Below are 22,875 nucleotides of genomic sequence, written 5' to 3'. Positions count from 1 at the left end.
GCGTGCCGGGCGAGTGGCTGTTCCCGCGCGGGTCGATGGCAACGTCGCGCGTACCTTGTCTGTCAGCTAGCGTTGCATGGGACGAAACTGATTAATTTTGATAGAGCGCGCTTGCCAAATAGCGGCGGCGCAATTCGCGCAACGCCGTCGCAAGTATCGCGCTGACTGGCAGCGCCAGCAGCACGCCGAAAAAACCAAACAGTTGTCCGAACGCGAGTAAGGCAAATACCACCGCGAGCGGATGCAGGCCGATGCGCTCGCCGATGAACCGCGGGGTAAGAAAGAAGCTTTCGAGGATCTGGCCGGTGCCGTATATCACGGCCACTACAGCGAAGCCGTACCAACTGCCGAACTGCATTAGAGCGGCGAGTAACGCCAGTGCGAGCCCGGTTGCGAAGCCGACGTAAGGAATAAACACGGCAAGACCGGTGACGACGCCAACGGGCAGCGCGATTTCGAACCCGGCAATCATCAGCGCGATCGGATAGAACGCGGCGAGCACGGCCATCACGAGCATTTGGCCGCGAAGGTATTGCGAAAGCATCTGGTCCATCTCGGTCACGAGGTCGCGCGTCTTAGCGAGCCAGCGGCGTGGCACTAGACTCTCCATGCGAGCGAACATCTGTTGCCTGTCGTGGAGCAGATAGAACAGCACGAGCGGCGCTAACACGACGTTGCCGACTACGGTGATCATCGCATTTCCCCCAGAGCGCAAGTAGCGCCACACGGTGAAGGCGACTGTCTGTCCACTGCCTTCGAGCGGGCTCGTCAGCATAGTGCGGACATTGGCAAGGTCGAAAGAGCGACTTAGGCCGAGCGAGGCCAGCTTCGGCTGCAGCCATGCGTTCAGCGTCGCAGTCAAGGCGGGAATCTGCATCTGGAGCTCAGGCCCTTCCTTCTGGATTACGGCGAGCACGAGCAAGGCGAGTGACGTAATCAGCGAAGCGAAGAAGAACATCATCACGAGGGCAGCGAACCCGCGTGGCACGCGTTTGCTTACCAACCACTCGACGCCGGGTTGCAACACGTATGCGATGAGTCCACCGAGCAGGAACGGTGTGAGGACGGGCCGCAAGGTCCACATTAGGATACCGATCCCGAGGGCGACGGCACCCCAGAGCAGAGTCTGTCGATGGTATGGAGTGAGGAGTGGGGCGTTCTGCGACACAGCGGCTTAATCCAAGATGTGGTGGGAACCGGGGGCTATCCAACCAAACCGGTCGATATCGGGCAAATTGACGGACGGCAGTCCATACGTAAAAGGTACGAACCTTGTTTTGCAACGGTCACGGAGTGGCTAGCTGCAGGAATCCGCGCTTTTACTCCGTACCGCCGGAATTAAAGGCAGAGCCGCGTCCGAGTAGGACGGCGGCTCCTGCGCTCAACGCGGGTTGGTTTATTGCTTGAGGGTTGTCAGCAGCGGCTCAATGTCGGGCGCTTGGCGGTAGGGGGAACGACGCTCCATGAGCCGTCGTCGTGACGAAAAAAGAAGATTGTCACCTTGCGGTCTCGCGCGGTCGCCGCGAGGCAAATGCAGCGCACCGCTGATGATTGAAAACCGCGTGAGCGGGTCAGGCGAATTGGCGTTCCGGGTGCGTAACCACCCCACTTATCGACGAGCGAACGCAAGCTACGTACGTCTCCTTCCACTTCTGTCTCCTGAGCTGAATCCGGACCGTTGCTCGGCCCGACACGTTCCGCGCAGTTTTATCGACATTTGAAGTCCTCGTTCTTGTGCTGTCGGTACTACTTCGCGACGGCAAGTACGCGATGACCACCCGGCTTCAATCGATCATAGAATTGATATTAAACTCTACACTGATTAAAGTGTCAAGAATGACGACGACGGATGAAGTATAACCGCTGCTGGTTACCTGTGAAACGAAGCGCGGTGAGCGTGGAACCTGCAAGACGGGGGCAATGGGGCCGTATTCTCGAGCGCGTACCGCTAACGCACGCGATGTGCACCAAGAGCTAAACCAGACATGCGTGCAATCTTTCCGAACACTGGGGCGGACCAGATGGCACTTGGCACAGTTGGCCGACCCCAGTCAGACAGCGCTGTTTTGTGATCGAGTATCTACAAATGACTAAATGATCATTTACGATCTTGTAATCTATACTGGGGAATAAACACAGATCGGAGCTGTCATGTCGAACAATACCGAGAGCCGCCGGACACCGAAGCGCTCCATCCCAGAGGCCACCACCATTTCCGAACCAGCTGTCGAAGAGCGCGAGCCGCGCGGCGCGCGCCGCAAGCGAGAGACGCGTACCCGCCTGCTCGACGCTGCGTTGATACTGATGGCCGAAAAAGGAATGGAAGGCGTAGCTGTCAATGAAATCACCGAGGCTGCCGACGTCGGTTTCGGCTCCTTCTACAATCATTTCGAATCGAAGGAGGCGATCTATTCCGCGCTCATCGACCGCGTATTCGAGGACTTCGCCGATATGCTCGACCGCCTCGCCGACGGTTTGTCCGACCCGGCCGAAGTCATCGCGGTCTCCGTGCGTCACACCTTGATGCGTACCCGGCGCGAGTCGGTATGGGGGCGGCTCCTAATACGTGAAGGGTTTTCCGCGCACGTTCTCAGCCGTGGCCTGGGGCAGCGCCTGCTGCGGGACGTCCAACGCGGTATTGCCGCCAAGCGCTTCGTACTCGCCGATCCCTACATCGGCTTCCTTGCGATTGGGGGCACGGTGCTGGCGGCAATCGCCGCCGAACTGCACTTCGTCGGACCGGGCGCGTCGGCGGCCGGAGTGCTGCAGGAACTCGGCTTCAGCGGCGAACATTTCGCAGAGCGCACCGCTGCAGGCCTCTTGCAGGTACTAGGCCTGCCGCGTGCGGAGGCAGAGGACATCGCAACGCGCGCCTTGCCAGGTACGGAACTGAAAGTCGAACCAAGCTGAGCGCGGCCGGGGCGGCTTCGATGATGATTCAGCAGACCGTGAGTCGTGGGCGCAGCGGCGCCACGCCGGAAGGGCAGTCACGTGCCGAAACTAGAGCTCACGCGAGCAAAGAATTTCTGTACGTGATCGATGGAGAACTGCAATTGGAACATGAGCAGAAAAGACTCACGCTGAGTGCTGGTGATCCGTCTCACTATCAGTCGGCGGGGCGGCACCGCTGAACAAATACGGGCAAGAGAGAGGTGGTCGTGATCTGGTTTGGAACGCCAGGGCTCATCTAGGCGCCCGTACGTCGATGCAACTCATGCTCCCATCGGCGGTGGGCAAGCCCCACCGATTTCTTCCATGCAGGCTCAACTGGCGCGGATGTGCGTGGCCTTGATATCGCTATTGCCGGCGGGGATCCCTCAACCGGTTTTGACTTCCGAGTTGCTCAATGGCAACGGAAGCCCAGCAATTTTTTCCGCCTCTTCACCTTTAAGACCAAGCGCCTGCAGTACAAATGCAGCGGTGCGCTCCGCGAATTTCTCCCCGCCCCAGTCGGGCTCCGTTTGCCCACGCGCCGCTGCCACAATTGAAGTGGCAAAGTGCAGCTCAACCGCGATGCCGGCGAGAATGATGCCAGTGGCGGAGATAAGGCACAGGAAGGGGTCAGCGACGACGAAGCGTCCTGCGGCGATGCCTCGTTTGCTATCTCGCAGCAGCCGAGGACCGAGGCCCCAGTTGAGAATTCGTGCCGAAAACCCTTCACGTATCAACAGTTGTCCCCACACCGGTTCTCGCCGCGCGCGCATCAGGGTGTGACGCACGGACACGGCGATGACTTCAGCTGGGTCCGACAAGCCGCTGGCGAGGCGATCGAGCGCGTCAGCGAACTCGTCGAACACCCATTCGAAGACTGCTGCGAAGATCGCTTCCTTCGATTCGAAGTGGTTGTAGAACGAGCCGGAGCCGACGTCGGCGGTTTCGGTGATGTCATTAATAGTCACGCAGTCCATACCCTTGTCAGCCACCAGCCTCAGCGTGGCGTCAAGCAGGCGGGCGCGCGTCTCCCGCTTGCGACGCGCGCCGCGCGGCTGGCGCGCTTCAGTCACTTCGGCCGCCTCGGTGGATGCGCAAGGCACTTTCGTGACGCGCTGCCGCGTCGTGCGGCGGTTTGGCAACTCTTTCATGTCAGGTCCTGTTTCATCATACTTCAATTCTGAAATGAAATCTCATTGTTGACAAGAATATCAGTTATGGGTCTAATGTCACCGTATCAGACTGGTAGGAGTCGACTAGTCCGAGGGGTGTTTTGCAGTGCTGCCGCCGTGGCGGGGTGCTGCTCAGTGAAGTCAACTCGACCTTTGCGAGCCGAAGCACGTTAGTCCGATAGCGGTGAGCGTAGGCGGCCAGTGGATCGAATGTCGTTGCTGTACCTCGCCAACGCCGCATTTCGGCGCGGCAGCGAGGACGCGGTGACGTGCGGTAAAGCATGCGACGACGAAGTCTGAAAGATTGCCAAATGTCTTAATGAAATAAAAACGTAGGATTACTACGGAAAATAGAATCTTGTGCGTTTACGCGAAGTGCGAGCTGTGCTCGGTAACACCGAGCCTTGCGGAAGCGTCGCGAACCTATTTCTGGACCACCACCTGCATTGGGAACATCGTGAAACTTTCTGGTCTAAGCGCGCCTAATCCCGCGCGCCAATTCTTGTCTTCCATCGCGCGGCCGCCACAGCGGATGCGGATCATTATCGTGGCTTGTGGCGCAATTCTCCTTGCGGCGTGTCACCAGCGCGAAATCGTCGCGCCGGAACCCAAGCCCGTCGTCGCGCTCGTGGTTCATCCCGATGGCGTCGCGCCGAATGCGTCGTTGCCGGCTCAGGTACAGGCGCGGTATTCCACGCCCCTTTCGTTCCGCGTAGGCGGCAAGATAATTGAGCGACGCGTCAGAATTGGCGATACCGTGAAGGCAGGCCAGGTCGTCGCCTTGCTCGACGAGACCGATCTGCGCATCAACCTGACCACCGCTCGCGCCCAGCTCGATGCAGCCGAGCACAATCTGGTCTACGCGAAGCAGCAACTCGATCGCGATACGGCCCAGGCAAAGGCCAACCTGATCGCCACTGCTCAGCTGGAACAGTCACAGAACGCGTATGCGTCCGCCCTCGCGCAGCGCGATTCAGCGCTTGCCCAAATGGCGCTTGCCACGGACCATCTGCGCTATGCAACGCTTACGGCGGATCATGACGGCGTAATCGCGTCGGAAGATGCCGACACGGACCAGAACGTACAGGCCACTCAGGCCGTCTATCACCTCGACTGGACCGGTGACGTGGATATCGTCTGCGACGCACCGGAAGGGACGCTGAACTCGCTGACTGTCGGCAGCACCGCGCGCGTGAGCCTGCCCGCGCTGCCCGGCAAGACCTTCGAGGCGAGCGTGCGTGAGGTATCGGGCGCGGCCGACCCAGAAAGTCGAACTTGGCGCGTGAAGCTCACGCTCGTTGCGCCGAGCCCGCAAGTGCGCCTCGGCATGACGGCGAACGTCACGTTCGACGCCGTCGGCGATGCGCCGGCGAGTGATCCGTACACGGTGCCGGCGACAGCGCTCTTTCACCGCGGAGAGGACCCCGCCGTCTGGGTGGTGCGCTCGGGCGGCGACACACTCGAGCTGCGCCCCGTCACCGTCCAGCGATACGATGAGCGCACTGTCTCGATCTCCTCGGGCTTGCACAACGGCGAGCGCGTTGTGGTGCAAGGCGTGCACGCGGTCAGCGCTGGCCAACATGTGCAAGTAATGCCCCCCCTGCATCCCGAGGATCTCGCATCATGAGCAGCGTCGACCGAGAAAAATTGCGCGACGGTGCACCCCTCACTTCGCCGGACGCCGAAGAGAAGAGCGAAGGCCGTTTCAATCTGTCAGAGTGGGCGTTGCGCCATCAGCATCTCGTAATTTATTTGATCGGGCTCATGACACTCTTTGGTGTCATCGGTTACACCCATCTTGCGCAGTCCGAAGACCCGCCGTTCACGTTCCGGACGATGGTGATTCAAACCTATTGGCCCGGCGCGACCGCTCGCGAAGTGCAGGAGCAGATCACTGACCGCATCGGCCGCCAGTTGCAGGCTGCGCCGTACGTCGACAACATCAAGAGCTACTCGCGTCCAGGCGAGTCGATGATCTTCTTTGCGATGAAAGACACGGCGCCCGTCAAGGACGTTCCCGAAACCTGGTACCAGGTGCGTAAGAAGGTCGGCGACATCAAGGCGACGTTGCCGCCGGGGACGGTCGGGCCGTTCTACAACGACGAGTTCGGCGACGTCTATACCAACATCTACGCACTGGAGGGCGATGGCTTTACGCCCGCGCAAATGCACGACTACGCCGATCAGTTGCGTACGGTACTGCTGCGCGTGCCCGGCGTTGCCAAGGTCGATTACTTCGGCGATCCGGACCAGCACATTTTTGTAGAAGTATCGAATACGCAGCTGACGAGGCTCTCGATCACGCCACAGCAACTTGCTCAGGCCATCGATGCGCAAAACGCAGTTGCGCCGGTCGGCACGATTACGACGGCGGACGACCGAGTGTTCGTGCGACCGAGCGGCGAGTTCAAGGACGTTCAGGCACTCGCCGACGTTCTGATTACGGTCAACAAGCGCACGTTCCGGCTCGGCGACATCGCGAAGATCACGCGCGGCTATGACGATCCGCCCGTCACCCAGATGCGCGCCAACGGTCAAGCGGTGCTGGGCATTGGCGTCACGATGCAAAAGGGCGGCGACGTGGTTCGCCTCGGCAAAGCGCTTGACGCCAAGAGTGCCGAACTGCAAGCACAGTTGCCGGCAGGGCTCAAGCTGATGCAAGTCTCCAGCATGCCGCACACCGTCAAGCATTCGGTCGACGATTTCGTTGAGGCGGTTGCCGAAGCGGTAGCCATTGTGCTTGTCGTGAGCCTTGTTTCGCTCGGTCTGCGCACTGGGCTTGTCGTCGTCATCACAATTCCGATCGTGCTGGCCGTGACGGCACTCGCTATGCATCTGTTCGGTATCGGGCTGGACAAAGTCTCGCTCGGCACGCTCGTGCTGGCGCTGGGGCTTCTCGTCGACGATGCCATCATCGCCGTTGAGATGATGGCCGTGAAGCTCGAGCAGGGTTACAGTCGTATGCGCTCGGCCGCCTTCGCCTATACGAGCACTGCGTTCCCGATGCTGACCGGCACGCTCGTCACGGTGTCGGGGTTCCTGCCCATCGCGCTCGCCAAATCGAGCACGGGCGAGTACACGCGGTCGATCTTCGAAGTGTCAGCAATTTCGCTGATCGTTTCGTGGTTCGCAGCCGTGGTGCTGGTGCCGGTGCTCGGTTATCACCTGCTGCCCGAGCAAAAGCGGGACGGTAGCGCGGGACACCATCACGAGCACGATGTCTACGACACAGGCTTTTACCGTCGCCTGTCGGTCTGGATCACGTGGTGTCTCGAGCGCCGCTTGGCCGTACTAGGCGTCACAGCCGTGCTATTCGCAATCGCGATGGCGGCCTTCACGCGCGTTCCGCAGCAGTTCTTTCCGAACTCGGAACGGCCGGAGTTGATTGTCGACATGCGGTTGCCGGAGGGCGCCTCGTTCGAGGCGACGCTGCGTGAGGCGAAGCGCCTTGAAACTTCGCTCGACGGTCGCCCGGAGATCGATCACTTCGTCGATTTCGTCGGTACCGGCGCGCCCCGCTTTTACTTGCCGCTCGATCAGCAGCTTCAGCAGCCCAACTTCGCGCAGTTCGTGATCACGGCCAAAGACCTCGAAACCCGCGAGAAGCTCTTGCACTTGCTTGATGGCGCGCTCGAGAAGCAATTTCCCGGTGTGCGCACGCGTGTGGCGCGGCTCGAGAACGGTCCGCCCGTGGGCTTTCCGATCAAGTTCCGTGTGAGCGGTGATGACATTGCAACCGTGCGTAGCATCGCAGATAAGGTCGCCGAAACGGCGCGCGCCGATGCTCGCACGCGCAACGTGCAATTAGACTGGGACGAGCCGGCGGAGCGTTCGGTCTCGTTCGAGATCGACCAGGACAGGGCGCGTCAGCTCGGCGTAACGTCACAAGACGTATCGAACTTCCTGGCCATGACGCTCTCGGGCTACACGGTTACCCAATACCGCGAGCGCGACAAGTTGATCAACGTCGATTTGCGTTCGCCGAAGAGTGAGCGCGTCGATCCCGCGAAGCTAACGAGCATCGCGATTCCGACGCCGAACGGACCGGTACCGCTGGGCTCGCTCGGACACATCCGGGACACGCTCGAATACGGCGTGATCTGGGAGCGCGACCGCCAGCCGACGATCACCGTGCAAGCCGACGTTCGGGGCAGCGCACAAGGCATCGATGTGGCGCGCGACATCGATCACTCGCTCGCTGCGGTACGCGCCAAGTTACCGGTCGGCTACCACATCGACATCGGCGGCTCGGTCGAGGAAAGCGAGAAAGGTCAGACGTCGATCAACGCGGAGATGCCGATCATGATCATCGCCGTGGTGACGCTGCTCATGATTCAGCTACAAAGTTTTTCGCGGACGTTCATCGTCGTACTGACCGCTCCGCTCGGACTGATTGGCGTGGTACCCGCGCTGCTTCTGTTCAACAAGCCCTTCGGCTTCGTTGCCCTGCTAGGGGTGATAGCGATGTTCGGCATCATCATGCGCAACTCAGTGATTCTGGTTGACCAGATCGATCAGGACATCGCTGCGGGCCAATCGCGCTTCGAGGCGATCGTCGGTGCAACTGTGAGGCGCTTCAGGCCAATCATGCTGACCGCCGCCGCCGCTGTGCTCGCTCTGGTTCCGCTGCTGCGGTCCGGCTTCTTCGGGCCGATGGCGACGGCGCTGATGGGCGGCATCACGATTGCCACTGTGCTGACCTTGTTCTTCCTGCCGGCCCTCTATGCAACGTGCTTCAGAGTCCGCCCCGGCGAGCCCCGGCTGCAACAGGTCGTCGCTGAGCATACGGAGATTTGATCATGAACCTTGCCTGTAAGACATCTGTCGTCGCCGTGGCCGCGACGCTTGCATTGACTGCCTGCGCGTTCGGGCCCAGTGGTGCGGCGCCAGCGATGCCGTCGCCCGCGCACTATGGCGCCGAGGCGCAGCCGTCTAAAACCGTCACTGCGGGCGGTGTTGCGCAGCAGTTCGACGTCGGAGCTGCGCTGGTGCCACAGTGGTGGCGCCTTTACTGCTCCGACTCTCTGGACGCGCTCGTCGAGGAGGGCTTGCGCAACAGCCCGACACTTGCAGCTGCGCAGAAACACCTCGCCGCGGCACAGGAGGACCTTCGCGCGCAAATCGGCGCCTCGACGCTGCCTTCCGTCGACGGACAGGCAGTGGTCGCGCGCGAGCGCAACCCTGTCGTCACGCCGACCGGAACGGACAGCGTGCGCTACAACGTGTTCGTCGGGCAGATCCAGGCGCATTACACCTTCGACCTGTTCGGCGCGACGCGCTACGCAAACGCGGCAAGCGCCGCACGCGTGAACGTGCAGGCATATGAGCTCGAAGCGGCACGCCGCGCGCTCGCCGCCAATATTGTCGGCTCGGCGATTGACGTGGCTTCGCTCGACCGTCAGGTCGCGCTTACCGAACGGCTCGTTGCCGTGGCGAATGAGCAAGCCCGCGACGATCAGCAACGCTATACGCTCGGATCGGTTTCGCGCGCGCAGGCGCTTGCCTCGACGCAAAACGCGGCGTCGATCGCGGCGAGTCTTCCCGCCTTGCGCCAGCAGCGCGCCGCGGCGATCCATGGGCTGGCGGTGCTGATGGGCCGTACGCCCGATAACACCCCGACCGTCCCCGACATCGACAGTCTGTCGTTGCCCGATCATGTGCCTATCGCCGTGCCATCTGATCTGCTGCGTTCGCGTCCTGACATTCAGGCCGCCGACGCCGCCGTGAAGGCCGCGGCAGCCGACGCTGGGGAGGCGACGGCACAACTCTTCCCGAGCTTGTCGCTGACGGCTTCAATGGGTCGTGGCGGCTTTAGCTGGCCTATGTTGCTTTCAGGGGCCGGCGGACTGTGGGCGCTCGGCGCGGGCCTCTCACAGCCGATCTTCCATGGCGGAGCGTTATTCGCGCAACGCCGGGCGGCGATCGACAACTACGATGCGGCGGTCCTGCAATACAAGTCGACGGTGCTGTCGGCGTTCGAGAACGTCGCCGATACGCTCGCGGCGCTGGATAACGACGCGCAAACCTTCGCGTCTGCCCAAATGGCGTCGGACGCGGCGCGTGTGGCATTCGACGATACGGCGTTGCGTCGCCGCATGGGGTCCTTGCCATTAACGGCAGAACACGTGAGCGCGCAGCAATACCTGGATGCCCAGCTTAATGCGGTTCGCGCGGCGAGCCGGCGCATGAGCGATACCGCAGCGCTGTTCCAGGCCATGGGCGAATTGCCGAGCAAGGTCGCTGACCCACAAACGGCATCCAGAGAATGAGTCCATCAGCGTGAGGAGGCGGAGCGGCTCATGTGAGGTGGGTCGCTCTTCATGTCGTGCGTCGTTCGGACATGGCTCCGCCCGCGTTCGTTGAATGCAGCGCCGAGGGATTGTAGGGCGCGACGCTCGCAAGCCGTACTAACACCATTTGTATTGTCGCTTTCCAGTATGGAACATGAGAATCTGATTGCCTGCCACGAGTGCGACCTCCTGTTTCGCAAGCCTCCTCGTTTGAATGGGCTCATCGCTCCCTGAAGTCGTAACGGATCGAAGAAAGAATGGAGAGAACCCGCTGCCGCGAAACGGCAACCAACCTAACCTGCGTTCAGGCCAAAACAGTCACCAGCAGTGTTGAGGTCGATTTCGATTTGCACCGGCAAATCGATGAACTCTGCATCGCGCTTTTCGACCGGTGGTGTGAGCGCCGCGAGCTCACACCACTTATCTATCTGCTGCATGCGTGGCCGTTTTATCCGGCGACACTTCGACTTATCGAGACGCGTCAGCAGTCCTGCGCAAACTGCTGATCTTCCACGCAGACACAATTGACGAACTAGATCGCCAGTTGAATGGCGACATCCATGCGATAGGCCGCTGTTGAACCGAGATCGTCGGCGCGAGACTCGGTTGCGCTTTCACGAGCATGCGTTAGTCGCAAACCGCGCTTCTCGCATCACTCCACATTGACTTCCGACTCGACGACCGGAAGGCGGCGGTGGGCGACCTTTTCGGCCTCGGCTCGCTTGAGCCCGAGCGTTTGCAGGAGGCCTGCGGCAGCACGCTCGGCGAAATGCTCTCCGCTGAAGCTGAATTTCTTCAGGGCGTCTGCCGCCGGCGCGCCAGGGGCGACGAAGTGCAACTCGGCGGCGATCGCGGCAAGCACCATGCCACCGACCGAAAGGAAGGCAATGAAGGGGTCGGCGACGACGAAACGTTTCGCGGCGATGCCCCGTTCGATATCCCGCAGTAGCCGCTGACCCAGGCCGCGGCTCATCATTCGCACCGAAAACCCTTCCCGTATCAGGAACTGTCCCCACACCGGCTCGCGCCGGGCACGCATCAAGGTGTGACGCGTGGAGACGGCGATGACTTCGGCCGGGTCCGCCAGGTCGCCGGTAAGGCGGTCGAGCCAGTCGGCGAACTCCTCGAACACGGAATCGACGAGCGTGGAATAGATCGCCTCCTTGGATTCGAAGTGATTGTAGAAGGAACCGAAGCCGACGTCGGCGGCTTCGGTGATTTCGTTGATGGCTACGCCTTCCATGCCTTTTACGGCCATCAGTCGAAGTGCGGCGTCGAGGAGACGGGCACGCGTCTCACGCTTGCGGCGCGCGCCGCGCGGCTCGCGCTCATCGGCCTCCACGGCGGGGGGGACAGGCGCCTGCGGAATGGGGCGCTTTTTTGTCTGGCGATTCGGGGTGCTCGGCATGACGGTTCCGGTCTCTGGTTTTTCCTAAGTATAGATTCGATTGTCTATATTGACAAAATCATCAGCTATGACTCTAATGTCACAAAACACGGCCGATTGAGACCGGACGAATAAACAAAGCGATGAACGGAGTCAGAGTGGAGACAGGAACACAAACCGGAGTTGAGCCGGTCGAGCTAAATGAGCCCGTTCAGTCAGGGACGGGTGTGCTGCCGTCGGCGGTGGACGTCCTCGTGGTCGGATACGGCCCGGTAGGGGCCGTGATAGCCGTGCTGCTGGCGCGTCACGGCGTGCGTGTCATGGTGGTCGACAAGGCCACCGGGATTTTCATGGCGCCCCGCGCAATCGCGCTCGACAACGAAGCGTTACGTATCCTGCAACTTGCCGGCATAGCGGAGCGCGATTTCGATACCGTTGCCATACCGTACGTTCGCATGTGGTCGCCCACCCTGGGTCAGTTCGGCAAGGTGAATTCGCTTGGCAGTCTGGACGGCCATCCGAAGCTCGTCACGTTCTATCAGCCCGACCTCGAGCGGTGTCTGCGCGAGCGGCTACAAACCTATGACTGCGCGTATATCGCCCTCGGCTCCGAACTACTCGCCTTCACCGAGGAACGCGACCACGTGCTCGCCACGCTGGACGTCGGGCGAGGGCGCACTCATACCGTCCGGGCTCGTTATCTTGTCGGTGCCGACGGTGCGAGCTCGCTCGTTCGCCAGCTCATCGGGCAGGAATTCAAGGGCAAGACCTTCGCTGAGGACTGGCTCATCGTCGATGCCCGCAACGTCCCGAGGCCCATCGATCATATCGAGTTCATTTGCGATCATCGCCGGCCGATTCCCCACATGGTGGCGCCCGGCGGGCGGGAGCGCTGGGAGTTCATGCTGCGCCCTGGCGAGCGTCGCGAGGAAATGGAATCCGACGCCCGCGTCCGAGAGCTGCTCGCGCCATGGGGCGACGTCGACGGCATGATCATCGAGCGCAAGGCCGTCTACCGTTTTCACGCCAGGACCGTCGATGCATTCAGCAAGGGCCGCGTGTTTCTGGCTGGCGACGCTGCCCACATCACGCCCCCGTTCGTGGGACAAGGGTTGGTCGCCGGACTGCGGGATGCGGCCAATCTCTGCTGGAAGCTGGCCTGGGTCATTCAGGGACGCGCGGGGCCGCGGATTCTCGAAACCTACGACGAGGAACGGCGCCCTCATGCGAAGGCGATGATCGACCTTGCGAAGTTCATGGGAAAGCTCGTGATGCCGCGCAATGCCGCCATCGCGTTCATCACTCACGGGTTGATGCGTCTGTCGCGGATGGTGCCGCGGTTGCGCGCGCAGTTCGAGGAGCTGGAAATCAAGCCGAGGAACGCATTCCGCCGCGGACTCTTCGTCAAAGGGCGCTCGGCCACGCGGCTCGTTCGCGGCGCTGTCTTACCGCAGGGCTGGGTGAGAGCGCCCGACGGCAGCACGTGCCTGAGCGACGAGGCGCTCGGGCAAGGACTTGCGCTGATTGGCTTCGGCCGCGACTTGAGAGCGTCGCTCGACTCCGCCACGGCGGCAGCCTTTGCTCGCGCTGGCGGCACAGTCGTCCATATCGCCCATCGGGGACAGCGGCTGCACCCGGCTAGACAGGAAAGCTGGGAGGACCTCGACGGCGTATTCATTCCCGGTCTCGTGCCAGTCGGATGGGCTGCAGTCGTCCGGCCCGACAGGACAATTGTTCACGACGGACCGGCGACTGATGTTTCCCGAATCGTGCGGGAGAGTCTCGCGTTGCTGGGTACCCCAGTGAGCGTGGCGACGCCCGCAGTCGAAACCGCTCTTCGAATCGCCTGACCTCTTCTCGCCATGAAAATGACCAATGTACAGCCGGCCCGTCATCCGAATCCCACGACCAAAGCGTCGGCGCTGGCCTACCTGATATTCGATCGTCCGGACCTCGAGAAAGCCGAGCAGTTTCTCGCTGACTTCGGACTCCAACCTGTCTCATGGGATGAATCGCAACTACTTTTGCGGGGCACAGGCGCCGCGCATTTCTGTTACGTGGTCCGCAAGGCGCCAAAGGCGCGGTTCGTCGGTTTCGGACTGCAGCTCGACAGCAAAGCCGATCTGGACGCGCTTGCAAAGATCTCTGGCGCTTCGGGGGTGGAACCTTCCCCTTGGCCGGGCGGCGGCTACTACGTGCGACTCACCGATCCCTCCGGCTTTCGCGTCGACGCCATAGCGGGGCAGACGCCTGCCGTGTTCTTGCCGCATCGTCCGCCGTTGCGATTCAACTCCGTTGATGCGGCGGTCCGCATCAACGGGACGCAGCGGCCACCCACAGGTGCGCCGGAGGTCATCAAGCTGGGACATGTCGTACTGGAATTGGCGGACTTTCAGGAGACTTGCGCATGGTACACGCAGCATTTCGGGTTCATCCCGAGCGATGTGCAGGTGCTTCCAGACGGCTCGCCGGCCGTTGCATTCATGCGGCTCGATCGTGGCGACCGGCCCGCCGATCACCACACGCTCGCACTGGCCCAAGGGTTCGTACCGACTTATAGCCACAGCGCCTATGAATTGGTAGACGCCGATGCGCTGGGCATGGGGAACCGCGTTCTGCGCGAGAAAGGGTGGACGCACGCTTGGGGAATCGGGCGGCACATCCTTGGCAGCCAGGTCTTCGATTACTGGCAGGACCCGTGGGGCGACAAACACGAGCACTACTGCGACGGCGACCTGTTCACGGCCGACAAGCCGACGGGCACGCACGACGTGAGCCGCGAAGCAATGGCTCAATGGGGGCCGACGATGCCACGCACCTTTACGAAGCCAAAGTTCACGCCGTCCAGCTTGATGGCGCTGCTTCGCAACCTGCGCCGTAGCCCTGACTTGACGGTAAGAAAGCTTTTGACCCTGGCCAAGATTTTTGCCTGAAGGCCAACCGATTTCCTGACACACGAGAGACGCACATATGCCACTGCACGTTCTGCATTACAAGCACCAAGGCCGCGCCCAATGGGGTGTGGTCAGCAAGGGTGTCATTACGCCGATCCCAGGCGACTTCAAGACGACCGCCGATTTTATTGAAGCCAATCCGGTCGAAAGGCTGAGCTTGCTCAGCGGTCCAACGATTCCGGAATCCGAGGTGGAGTGGCTGTCGCCCGTCACCGTCAATCAGCAATTCATTTGCCAAGGTGCGAACTACAGGCAGCACATGATCGAGTCGGGCATGGACCCGGATGCGAAGAAGTTCAACATGATCTTCACGAAGGCGACAAGTTGCATCGTCTCCGCCGACTCGCCGCTCGTGAAGCCCAAGCATGTGAAGTTCCTCGACTACGAGATCGAACTGGGCCTTGTGCTCAAGCGCGACATCACGTCCGGACGGACCATCACGGACGAGGACTTGCACGAGTACATCGCCGGCCTGGTGATCGTTAACGATTACTCCGCTCGCGACATCCAGATTCCCCAGATGCAGTTCTACAAGGGCAAGAGCTATCGCACATTCGGGCCGGTCGGCCCTTACCTGTGCCTGCTCGAGCAGCAGGATATCCCGAAGCTCAAGGCGCTCGACCTCACCTTGACGGTCAATGACGAGGTTCGCCAGAAGGACTCGACGGCCAATCTGGTCTACGGTCCGGCGGAGACCTTGACGGAGCTTTCCAGCGTGCACGATCTTCACACCGGGGATTTGCTCGCAACGGGCACGCCCGCCGGTTGCGCACTGAGCATTCCGTCGCCGGAAAAGATGCGCGCGGCGGCACAGTTGCCTGAAGCGGAAAAATGGAGGCTCTTCATAGAGCTGCAGGCGCAAAGGCCGCAGTATCTGCGGGCGGGTGACCTCGTGGAGGCGCGTATCACGAGCCTCGACGGGTCGATCAATCTCGGTGTTCAGCACAACCTTGTCGTAGACGAGGCCGCATGAAAGGCATCGCGACCCGGAAAGACGTTCTTGCGATCGAAGCGCAAGGGCTGCCGGCTGACCTCCCGATCAGCACATACGAGATGATCCGTCGCGCCGCGGCTATCGATCCGTCGGCGCCTGCGCTCTCGTTTTTTCTGACCGCGGACGCTCATCGGGATGCCGAGTGTTGGACCTACGGCGAACTGGTACGTGATATTACGCGTACCGCGAACATGTTCACGCGCCTTGGTGTACGCCGGGATTCCGTAGTTGCCTATGTTCTTCCCAATCTTCCAGAAACGCATTTCGTGATCTGGGGAGGGGAAGCGGCAGGCATCGTCTGTGCGATTAATCCTTTGCTCGAAGGCGAGGCGATTGCGGAGTTGCTCAACGCATCGGGTGCCAGTGTGCTGGTGACGCTCGCGCCGTTTCCGGGCACGGATATTTGGCAAAAGGTGCACGCGGTCATCGACAAGATCACGTCTTTGCAACATGTGGTGCTCGTGAATCTGGCCGAACGCGTACCGGGGGCAGAACGGTTCGCAGCGCGGATGCTGCAACGTAGCGAGTGCTTGAGGCTGCACGGAAAGGGGGGGATGCGCAGCGCGGTTCCAGCGCACATCGAGATTCACGACTTCGGCACTGCCATTGCGCAGGAGTCGGGGACAGCACTCCGTAGTGAGCGGCACTTCTTCGCCGACGATGTGTCGTCGTACTTCTGTACAGGCGGGACGACCGGGTTGCCGAAAATCGCGATGCGCTGCCACGGCAATGAGGTGGCCAATGCCTGGAGCACGGGTCAATTCTTCGGCGAAAGCATCGGGCCAGGAAAGACGCTTTTCTGCGGACTCCCACTCTTTCACGTGAATGCCGTGATGGCGACGGGTCTGTTGCCTTTCTCCAAAGGCGCGCATGTTGTGCTCGGCACGCCACAAGGCTATCGAGGCGATGGCCTTGTCAAACATTTCTGGGAAATCGTTGAGCACTACCGCATCAATTTCTTTAGCGGTGTCCCGACGCTTTATGCGGGGTTACTCGATATTCCTGTCGGCGAGCGCGATGTGAGATCGCTGGAGTATGGACTGTGCGGTGCGGCTCCCATGCCGGTCGAAGTTTTCCGGTCCTTTCAGGAAACGACGCGGATCCGGATTCTCGAGGGCTATGGCCTGACCGAGGGGACCTGCGTGAGCAGCGCCAATCCGCCGTTGGGGGAGCGAAGGCTCGGATCGATTGGGCTTCGCATCCCTGGCCAGGAGATGAAAGCCATCATCGTAGACGCCGACGGACGATATGTACGGAATTGCGAGATCGATGAGGTCGGTCTGCTTGTTATTTCCGGCCGGAACGTCTTTCTCGGATATATCGTGCAAGAGCAGAACAGGGGCCTCTGGCTGGACCTTGGCGATGGTAGGCGCTGGCTTAATACCGGCGACCTCGGGCGTTGCGATGCTGAAGGGTATTTCTGGCTGACTGGCCGCAGGAAGGACTTGATCATTCGAGGCGGTCACAACATCGATCCCGCTGCAATAGAGGAACCGCTTCATCGCCATCCCGCCGTCCAGATTGCTGCGGCGGTTGGGCGTCCCGATGCACATGCCGGCGAGTTGCCGATTGCCTATGTCCAACTCAAGCCGGGTGCAACCACGACTGTAGATGAACTCATCGAATATGTGCGACGCGAGATTGGCGAGCGGGCAGCGCTGCCTAAGCAGATCAAAATCCTCGACGTGATGCCGCTTACCGGGGTAGGCAAAATTTTCAAGCTGGAACTGAAGCGGCGCGAAACGGTGGACGCACTACGCTCGGCACTCTCGGAGGCCGGTGTCGAGGGGGCAACCGTGAGTGTCACTGAAGACACGTCGCGTGGAATTGCACTCCATGTCGAATTTTCCGATCCGGCGCTCGTAGCACTAGCGACGTCGGTGCTCGGCCGATTTCCGTTTGCATTTTCGATTTCCATCAACTCGGCGCATTCCGTTGCACCCCTAGATTAAAGGTTAATCACCGCCTATGCGTCCTTGCTCGGCATTCAAAATGTAACTTTATAGAGTTAGTAGTGCAAATTTATTTAAACGAGAGGAAGTGGGTGTTGCATTAACAAGGTCCTCGCGTTTGCTGATCGAAAAATGGCTCGGGCCAGCTCGTTCAAGGCCGATTGGGGTTGCCCGATTCGGTCGTGCATGTGCGGATAGGGGGCTATGTACGTATTGAGATTTCGATGCCGACGAGCCCGATTGTTTCTTTTTCTCTCGACACCGCGACGGCGCGTGATGCCTGGTCTCGGGCGAGGCAGAACACTTGGCGATGCACGCTTACTAGAGTTCAGGGCCTTTGAGGCATGCGGTACCCACTACAAATCGCTGAGCACGAGTGAGTGCCCGGTTCGAACGGCATCCCGCTGATTTACAAAATTTTCACACCAAGAGACAGGACGAGACACATGAGGAACTATAGGAGAACGGTCAGCTTTGCTGCCGTGGTGGCTTCCATCTGCGTGGCTGCATTTACCGGTAATGCGAATGCTCAGTCGGCCGGAAGCGCGACGCTATCAGTAGGTTGGCTCCACGTCGCGCCGCAGGGAGATGCAACGCCGCTGACGGTGGAAAGTGTTGGCGGCGTGCCGGTGAATCAACAACTGGTCGGTAGCGGGGCGCACGCGACCTCCACGGATACGATAGGGATTACCACGGAGTACTACGTCACGGATAACATCGGTGTCGCGCTGCTTTATGGACTCCCACTCAAAGTAAATCTGGTTGGCAATGGGACGCTCCAGAAGTACGGCACCCTCGGCTCAACGACGCCGATGCCGCCCGCCCTCGACCTTCGATACCACCTGTTTTCGGCCGAGTCGAATTTCCGTCCATTCATCGGACTAGGTGTGAACTACACGTGGTTCACACAGGTCCGGGCGACCAACAGCCAGTTTATTACCGATAGTTTTGGTCCCGGCGGTTCCGCACACGCGACGCTCAGTTCATCGTGGAATCCGGTATTCGAACTTGGGGCAAATTACGCGATTACAAAACACTGGTCTGTCGGTGCCTCTCTTAACTACATTCCGGTGAAGACAAACCTTACGCTATACGGGCAGACCGCAATGGGAACGCAGATCGTGTCCAAATCGACGCTTCGACTCAATCCCCTTAGCGTCTTCTTGAACGTTGGCTATACGTTCTAGCCGCGCTGCTCCAAAGCGAGCCGACCTTCCCTGGACTCTTACCCGCAGCCCCGCAAAACCCGCGTTCTCCCGAGCTGCTCACCACCTCGGGAGAAACGGTCGGTTATTCCCTGATACCACCGACTACGCACCAAAGCTTCATTTTGGATCGAACGATGAAACGACAGGTCCTGAAGACCATTCTCTTTGCCTTGCCAAAGGTCCTTGGCCTGACGGCACGCCGCTTCCCCGCCTATCGTGATCGCCTGAAGGAGCGCGATCTCGTCGCCTGGATTGGGCTCATGGATGAAAGCGTCGGCCGCGTCATCGAGTTCAAGAACGGCCGCATTCGGTCACGCGCCGGCAGGCGTTCGCGGCCCGACGTGCGCATGGCCTTTAAGGATGTCGCTACCGCCCTGAAGTTTCTTTCGCCCAATCCGGACCAGGGCGAAATCATCCACGCCGCCAAGAACTTCAAGGTGGTGACCGACGGCGAGGACGAGTTGTTGGTTTGGCTCATGCAAACTCTGGGCATGATGAAGACCGTCGGTCTGCCGATGGGCACGCCCATGCGTGACGGCACCCGCCGCTACACCACCTGTACCAATGGCGGACCGCTCTTCGTCTACGTCAAGGATGGCCGCATCGTCCGCGTGACCCCCATCGAACTGGACAATACGGATCCGCCAAGTTGGGTGATCGAGGCGCGCGGACGCCGCTTCAGTCCGCCACGGCGTGGATTGGTCGCGCCTCACGCCTTGACTCTCAAGTCGCTGGTTTACTCTGACAAGCGAATCCTTCATCCCATGAAGCGGGTCGACTTCGACCCCGACGGTGAACGCAATCCCCAGAACCGAGGCAAGTCCGGCTACGTGCCTATCAGCTGGGATGAGGCTCTGGACATCGTTGCCAAGGAGATTAACCGACAGAAGCGCGTTCACGGTCCCGGTTCGATCACATTCCCAATGTCGTCCCACCACCAGTGGGGCAACGTCGGCTACTACCTCAGCGCGCTGACGCGCTTTGCTAACCTGATTGGCTTCACTCGCGTCGCCGCGAATCCAGACAGCTGGGAAGGTTGGTACTGGGGCGCCATGCATCATTTCGGCAACTCGATGCGCATCGGCGTTCCCTCCGGCTATGGCGGCGTCGAGGATGGCCTCAAGGAAGCCGACATGATCGTCTTCTGGTCCTGCGACCCCGAGAGCACCAATGGGGCCTATGCGGGATTTGAGGGTACGCCGCGACGTTTGTGGGCCAAGGAACTCGGCATTGAGTTCGTTCATATCGACCCACACTGCAACCCTACCGCCCAGTTGCTGGGCGGGCGCTGGATCCCGATCCGACCGCAAACCGACGCCGCCTTGGCGACCGCCATCATGTACGTATGGGCGGTGGAGGGTCTGTACGACAAGGCTTATGTTGCCACCCGCACGACAGGATTCGATGAGTGGAGGGCGTATCTTCTCGGTGAATCCGACAGTATTCCCAAGACTCCCGAGTGGCAGGAAAGCGAGACCGGCGTGCCCGCCAAGGACGTTCGTGCGCTTGCGCGCCTATGGGGAAATAAGAAGGTCCATTTGGCCGTCGGGATGACCGGCGCCGGATTCGGTGGCGCGGGCCGCGGGGCGACCGGAGCGCAATGGGCGCGCTGCATGATCATGATGATGGCCATGCAAGGCTGGGGCAAGCCGGGAGTCAATTTCGGCTGCCTCGAGGTCGGTGCTCCCCACGATCTCCATTTCTACTTTCCCGGCTACGCGGACGGCGGCATTTCCGGCGACCTTGCCTGGACCGCCAACGCGGTGAACAACTATCAGCGCATGCCGCACATCTTGACCATGAATCCGGTCAAGCAGATGGTGCCGCGGCAGCAATTGCCCGATGCCATCCTCAACGGGCACGCCACCGGCTACCTCTGGGACGGGATGTCCCAGGAAGCCCAGTTTGCGCCGTTCAGCTACCCCATGCCCGGGTATTCGCCGATCCATATGATTTATCGCTACGGAGGGTCCGCCTTCAGCACCGTGACCAATTCCGGACGCTGGGCCGACGCCTATCGGCACACGAGCATCGAGTTCGTCGTCAACCAGTCGATCTGGATGGAGGGCGAGGCTCAGTTCGCCGACATCATCCTACCGGCGTGCACTCCGCTGGAGCGCTGGGATATCGGCGAATGGGCGAATTCTGGTGGCTACGCCCACCATGGGTTTGGCACAGTGAATCATCGGATGCTGACGCTGCAGCACAAGTGCATCGAGCCTTTGGGCGAGTCCCGCTCCGATTACGATATTTTCACTGCCATCCTGACGCGGCTGGACTTGGGCGGGGTGTTCACCGAAGGATGCGGTGAGCTGGACTGGGTCAAGCGGGTGTTCGACTCCTCGGATCTGCCCGATCACATTTCATGGCGCGAGTTCTGCCGCAAGGGCTATTTCGTCGTGCCGCCCGAAAAGCCGGAGTTGCGCCATCCCGTGGACATGCGTTGGTTCGCGGAGGGCCAGCGAAAGGACTTGCAAGAACCGCATCCGCTGCCGTCGCAGTTCGCCGAAAAGTTCGGTGTGGGCTTGCAGACGCCGAGCGGCAAGATCGAGTTCGTGCCGGAGTTACTGAAGAGGCACACTGCGGACAATCCCGACCGGCCACCGCTCAACCGATATATCCCATCCTGGGAGGGCCTGCGCTCGGACCTGGCCCGGCGCTATCCGCTGCAATTGATCGCCACGCACAGCCGCTACAGCTTCCATACCCATTGTGACGGCAAGAATTCGTCGGTCAACAGCGTCGAGGACCACCGCGCCCTGATAAGCGGGCACCGCTTCTGGCTACTGAGGCTCAGTCCGGCTGACGCCGCCATTCGAGGCATTGCCCATCGCGACCTCGTCAAAGTGCACAACGACCGTGGAGCCGTGATCTGCGCGGCCGACGTCTCGCCGCTGGTTAGCGCGGGAGTGGTCAAGTCGTACGAGGCGAGCGCTGAATATCAGCTAATCGAAATCGACGGCGAGCACGTCGAGATTGGCGGTTGCATGAACGTGCTCACACCCGACCGGCCTCAAACCGCCGGCACCAGCAGCATGAGCCCGAATTCCTGCCTGGTGCAGGTCGAAAAGTGGCGAGGCGCCGAGGCGTTCATGCTCGGTCGCGCAGCGTGAGGAACATGGAATGAGCAAGTGGAATCTGGTTATCAAAGTCGGGCGTTGCGAGAACTGCCAGAACTGTGTCATTGCCGCGCGGGACGAGCACGTCGGCAACGACTTCCCCGGTTATGCCGCGCCCGCCGCGGCTAACGCCGACAGTCCCGTGCGCATCGTGCGCCGTGTTCAGGGCGACTCGCATATGGTCGAGACCACGTATCTGCCGGTCATGTGCAACCATTGTGACGAAGCGCCGTGCATGCGTGTGGGCGGTAGCGCCATTCGCAAGCGAGCCGACGGCATCGTCATTATCGATCCCGAGAAGGCGCGGGGAAGGAAGGACATCGTGAAGTCGTGCCCGTACAAAGCGATCGTCTGGAATGAAGAACTGCAACTGCCGCAGACCTGGATCTTCGATGCCCACCTGCTCGATCAGGGGTGGCGCCAGCCGCGTTGCCAGCAGTCCTGTCCCACCGACGTTTTCGAGACGGTCAAGCTCGATGACGCGGCGATGGCCGAGAAGGCTCGGCGCGAGGGACTCAAGGTATTGCGTCCCAACCTGGGCACGAAGCCACGCGTGTGGTACAGCGGCCTCGAGCGCTGGGAAACCTGCTTCATCGGCGGAAGCGTCAGCGCGCGGATGGGAGATGCGGTCGAGTGCGTCACGGATGCGGTCGTTGCGCTATACGTCGGCAATCAGAAGGTGGCCGAAACCGTCTCGGACGGCTTCGGCGATTTCCGGTTCGGCGGCCTTGTCAAGGAAAGCGGCACCTATAGAGTCGAAATCCGTCATTCCCTCGGCAACGCCTGGCGCAATTGCGAATTGGACGAAAGCGTTTACCTGGGCGAGATCCGGCTTGTCCTGCCGACAAACAGCGTGGGGGGCGCGTGA

The 22,875-nt window shown here is 60.8% G+C and carries 15 protein-coding genes; 12 read left to right on the top strand and 3 right to left on the bottom strand.

Annotated elements, in window-relative coordinates; all coding sequences use genetic code 11:
- Nucleotides 1-91: 91 nt before the first annotated feature.
- Nucleotides 92-1,168: an AI-2E family transporter gene (locus AAHK20_RS18980; RefSeq protein ID WP_449183049.1), complete on the bottom strand. Its 1,077-nt coding sequence runs from the start codon at nt 1,166-1,168 to the stop codon at nt 92-94.
- 983 nt (nt 1,169-2,151) lie between these two features.
- On the opposite strand from AAHK20_RS18980, the gene AAHK20_RS18975 reads away from it, so the two are divergent.
- Nucleotides 2,152-2,910: a TetR/AcrR family transcriptional regulator gene (locus tag AAHK20_RS18975; protein ID WP_449183048.1), complete on the top strand. Its 759-nt coding sequence runs from the start codon at nt 2,152-2,154 to the stop codon at nt 2,908-2,910.
- Between the two features lie 407 nt (nt 2,911-3,317).
- On the opposite strand, the gene AAHK20_RS18970 is transcribed toward AAHK20_RS18975, so the two are convergent.
- Nucleotides 3,318-4,082 (bottom strand): TetR/AcrR family transcriptional regulator, encoded by a 765-nt coding sequence (locus tag AAHK20_RS18970; protein ID WP_449183047.1) that lies wholly within the window; start codon nt 4,080-4,082, stop codon nt 3,318-3,320.
- 478 nt (nt 4,083-4,560) lie between these two features.
- Between AAHK20_RS18970 and AAHK20_RS18965 the strand changes: the two genes are divergently transcribed.
- The 4 genes from AAHK20_RS18965 to AAHK20_RS18950 all read left to right on the top strand — a co-directional run bounded on the left by AAHK20_RS18965 (nt 4,561) and on the right by AAHK20_RS18950 (nt 10,899).
- Nucleotides 4,561-5,730 (top strand): efflux RND transporter periplasmic adaptor subunit, encoded by a 1,170-nt coding sequence (locus AAHK20_RS18965; protein ID WP_449183046.1) that lies wholly within the window; start codon nt 4,561-4,563, stop codon nt 5,728-5,730.
- A complete protein-coding gene (locus AAHK20_RS18960; RefSeq protein WP_449183045.1) occupies nt 5,727-8,900 on the top strand; it encodes an efflux RND transporter permease subunit in 3,174 nt (1,057 codons plus the stop codon). Before AAHK20_RS18965 ends, AAHK20_RS18960 begins: the two co-directional genes overlap by 4 nt.
- Nucleotides 8,901-8,902: 2 nt before the next feature.
- The gene (locus tag AAHK20_RS18955; RefSeq protein ID WP_449183044.1) at nt 8,903-10,372 is read left to right on the top strand and encodes an efflux transporter outer membrane subunit; all 1,470 of its coding nucleotides are present in this window, start codon (nt 8,903-8,905) and stop codon (nt 10,370-10,372) included.
- A 278-nt stretch (nt 10,373-10,650) separates the two neighbouring features.
- A complete protein-coding gene (locus AAHK20_RS18950) occupies nt 10,651-10,899 on the top strand; it encodes a hypothetical protein (protein ID WP_449183043.1) in 249 nt (82 codons plus the stop codon).
- Between the two features lie 146 nt (nt 10,900-11,045).
- On the opposite strand, the gene AAHK20_RS18945 is transcribed toward AAHK20_RS18950, so the two are convergent.
- Nucleotides 11,046-11,801, bottom strand: coding sequence for a TetR/AcrR family transcriptional regulator (locus tag AAHK20_RS18945; RefSeq protein ID WP_449183042.1), 756 nt, complete (start codon nt 11,799-11,801; stop codon nt 11,046-11,048).
- A 206-nt stretch (nt 11,802-12,007) separates the two neighbouring features.
- Here AAHK20_RS18945 and AAHK20_RS18940 point away from each other — a divergent pair, with 206 nt between their 5' ends.
- The 7 genes from AAHK20_RS18940 (at nt 12,008) to AAHK20_RS18910 (ending at nt 22,875) form a co-directional block, all read left to right on the top strand.
- Nucleotides 12,008-13,630, top strand: a complete 1,623-nt coding sequence (locus AAHK20_RS18940) for a bifunctional 3-(3-hydroxy-phenyl)propionate/3-hydroxycinnamic acid hydroxylase (protein WP_449183194.1) — start codon at nt 12,008-12,010, stop codon at nt 13,628-13,630.
- 12 nt (nt 13,631-13,642) lie between these two features.
- Nucleotides 13,643-14,713 carry a VOC family protein gene (locus tag AAHK20_RS18935; RefSeq protein ID WP_449183041.1) on the top strand — a complete coding sequence of 357 codons (1,071 nt, stop codon included), beginning with the start codon at nt 13,643-13,645 and terminating at the stop codon, nt 14,711-14,713.
- A gap of 37 nt (nt 14,714-14,750) precedes the next feature.
- Entirely contained in the window at nt 14,751-15,707 is a 957-nt protein-coding gene (locus AAHK20_RS18930; RefSeq protein ID WP_449183040.1) for a fumarylacetoacetate hydrolase family protein, read from the top strand.
- Nucleotides 15,704-17,680, top strand: coding sequence for an acyl-CoA synthetase (locus AAHK20_RS18925; RefSeq protein WP_449183039.1), 1,977 nt, complete (start codon nt 15,704-15,706; stop codon nt 17,678-17,680). The genes AAHK20_RS18930 and AAHK20_RS18925 overlap by 4 nt, the downstream gene beginning before the upstream one ends.
- Nucleotides 17,681-18,126: 446 nt before the next feature.
- Complete coding sequence (locus tag AAHK20_RS18920; protein ID WP_449183038.1) at nt 18,127-18,867, top strand: OmpW/AlkL family protein; 741 nt, start codon at nt 18,127-18,129, stop codon at nt 18,865-18,867.
- Between the two features lie 155 nt (nt 18,868-19,022).
- On the top strand, nt 19,023-22,001 hold the full coding sequence (locus AAHK20_RS18915) for a molybdopterin-dependent oxidoreductase (RefSeq protein ID WP_449183037.1): 2,979 nt from the start codon (nt 19,023-19,025) through the stop codon (nt 21,999-22,001).
- Between the two features lie 10 nt (nt 22,002-22,011).
- On the top strand, nt 22,012-22,875 hold the full coding sequence (locus AAHK20_RS18910; protein WP_449183036.1) for a 4Fe-4S dicluster domain-containing protein: 864 nt from the start codon (nt 22,012-22,014) through the stop codon (nt 22,873-22,875).

The sequence above is a fragment of the Trinickia camelliae genome (assembly GCF_053525655.1).
The sequence above is the reverse complement of the archived record's forward strand: the minus strand, read 5'-3'. Positions and strand labels throughout refer to the sequence as shown.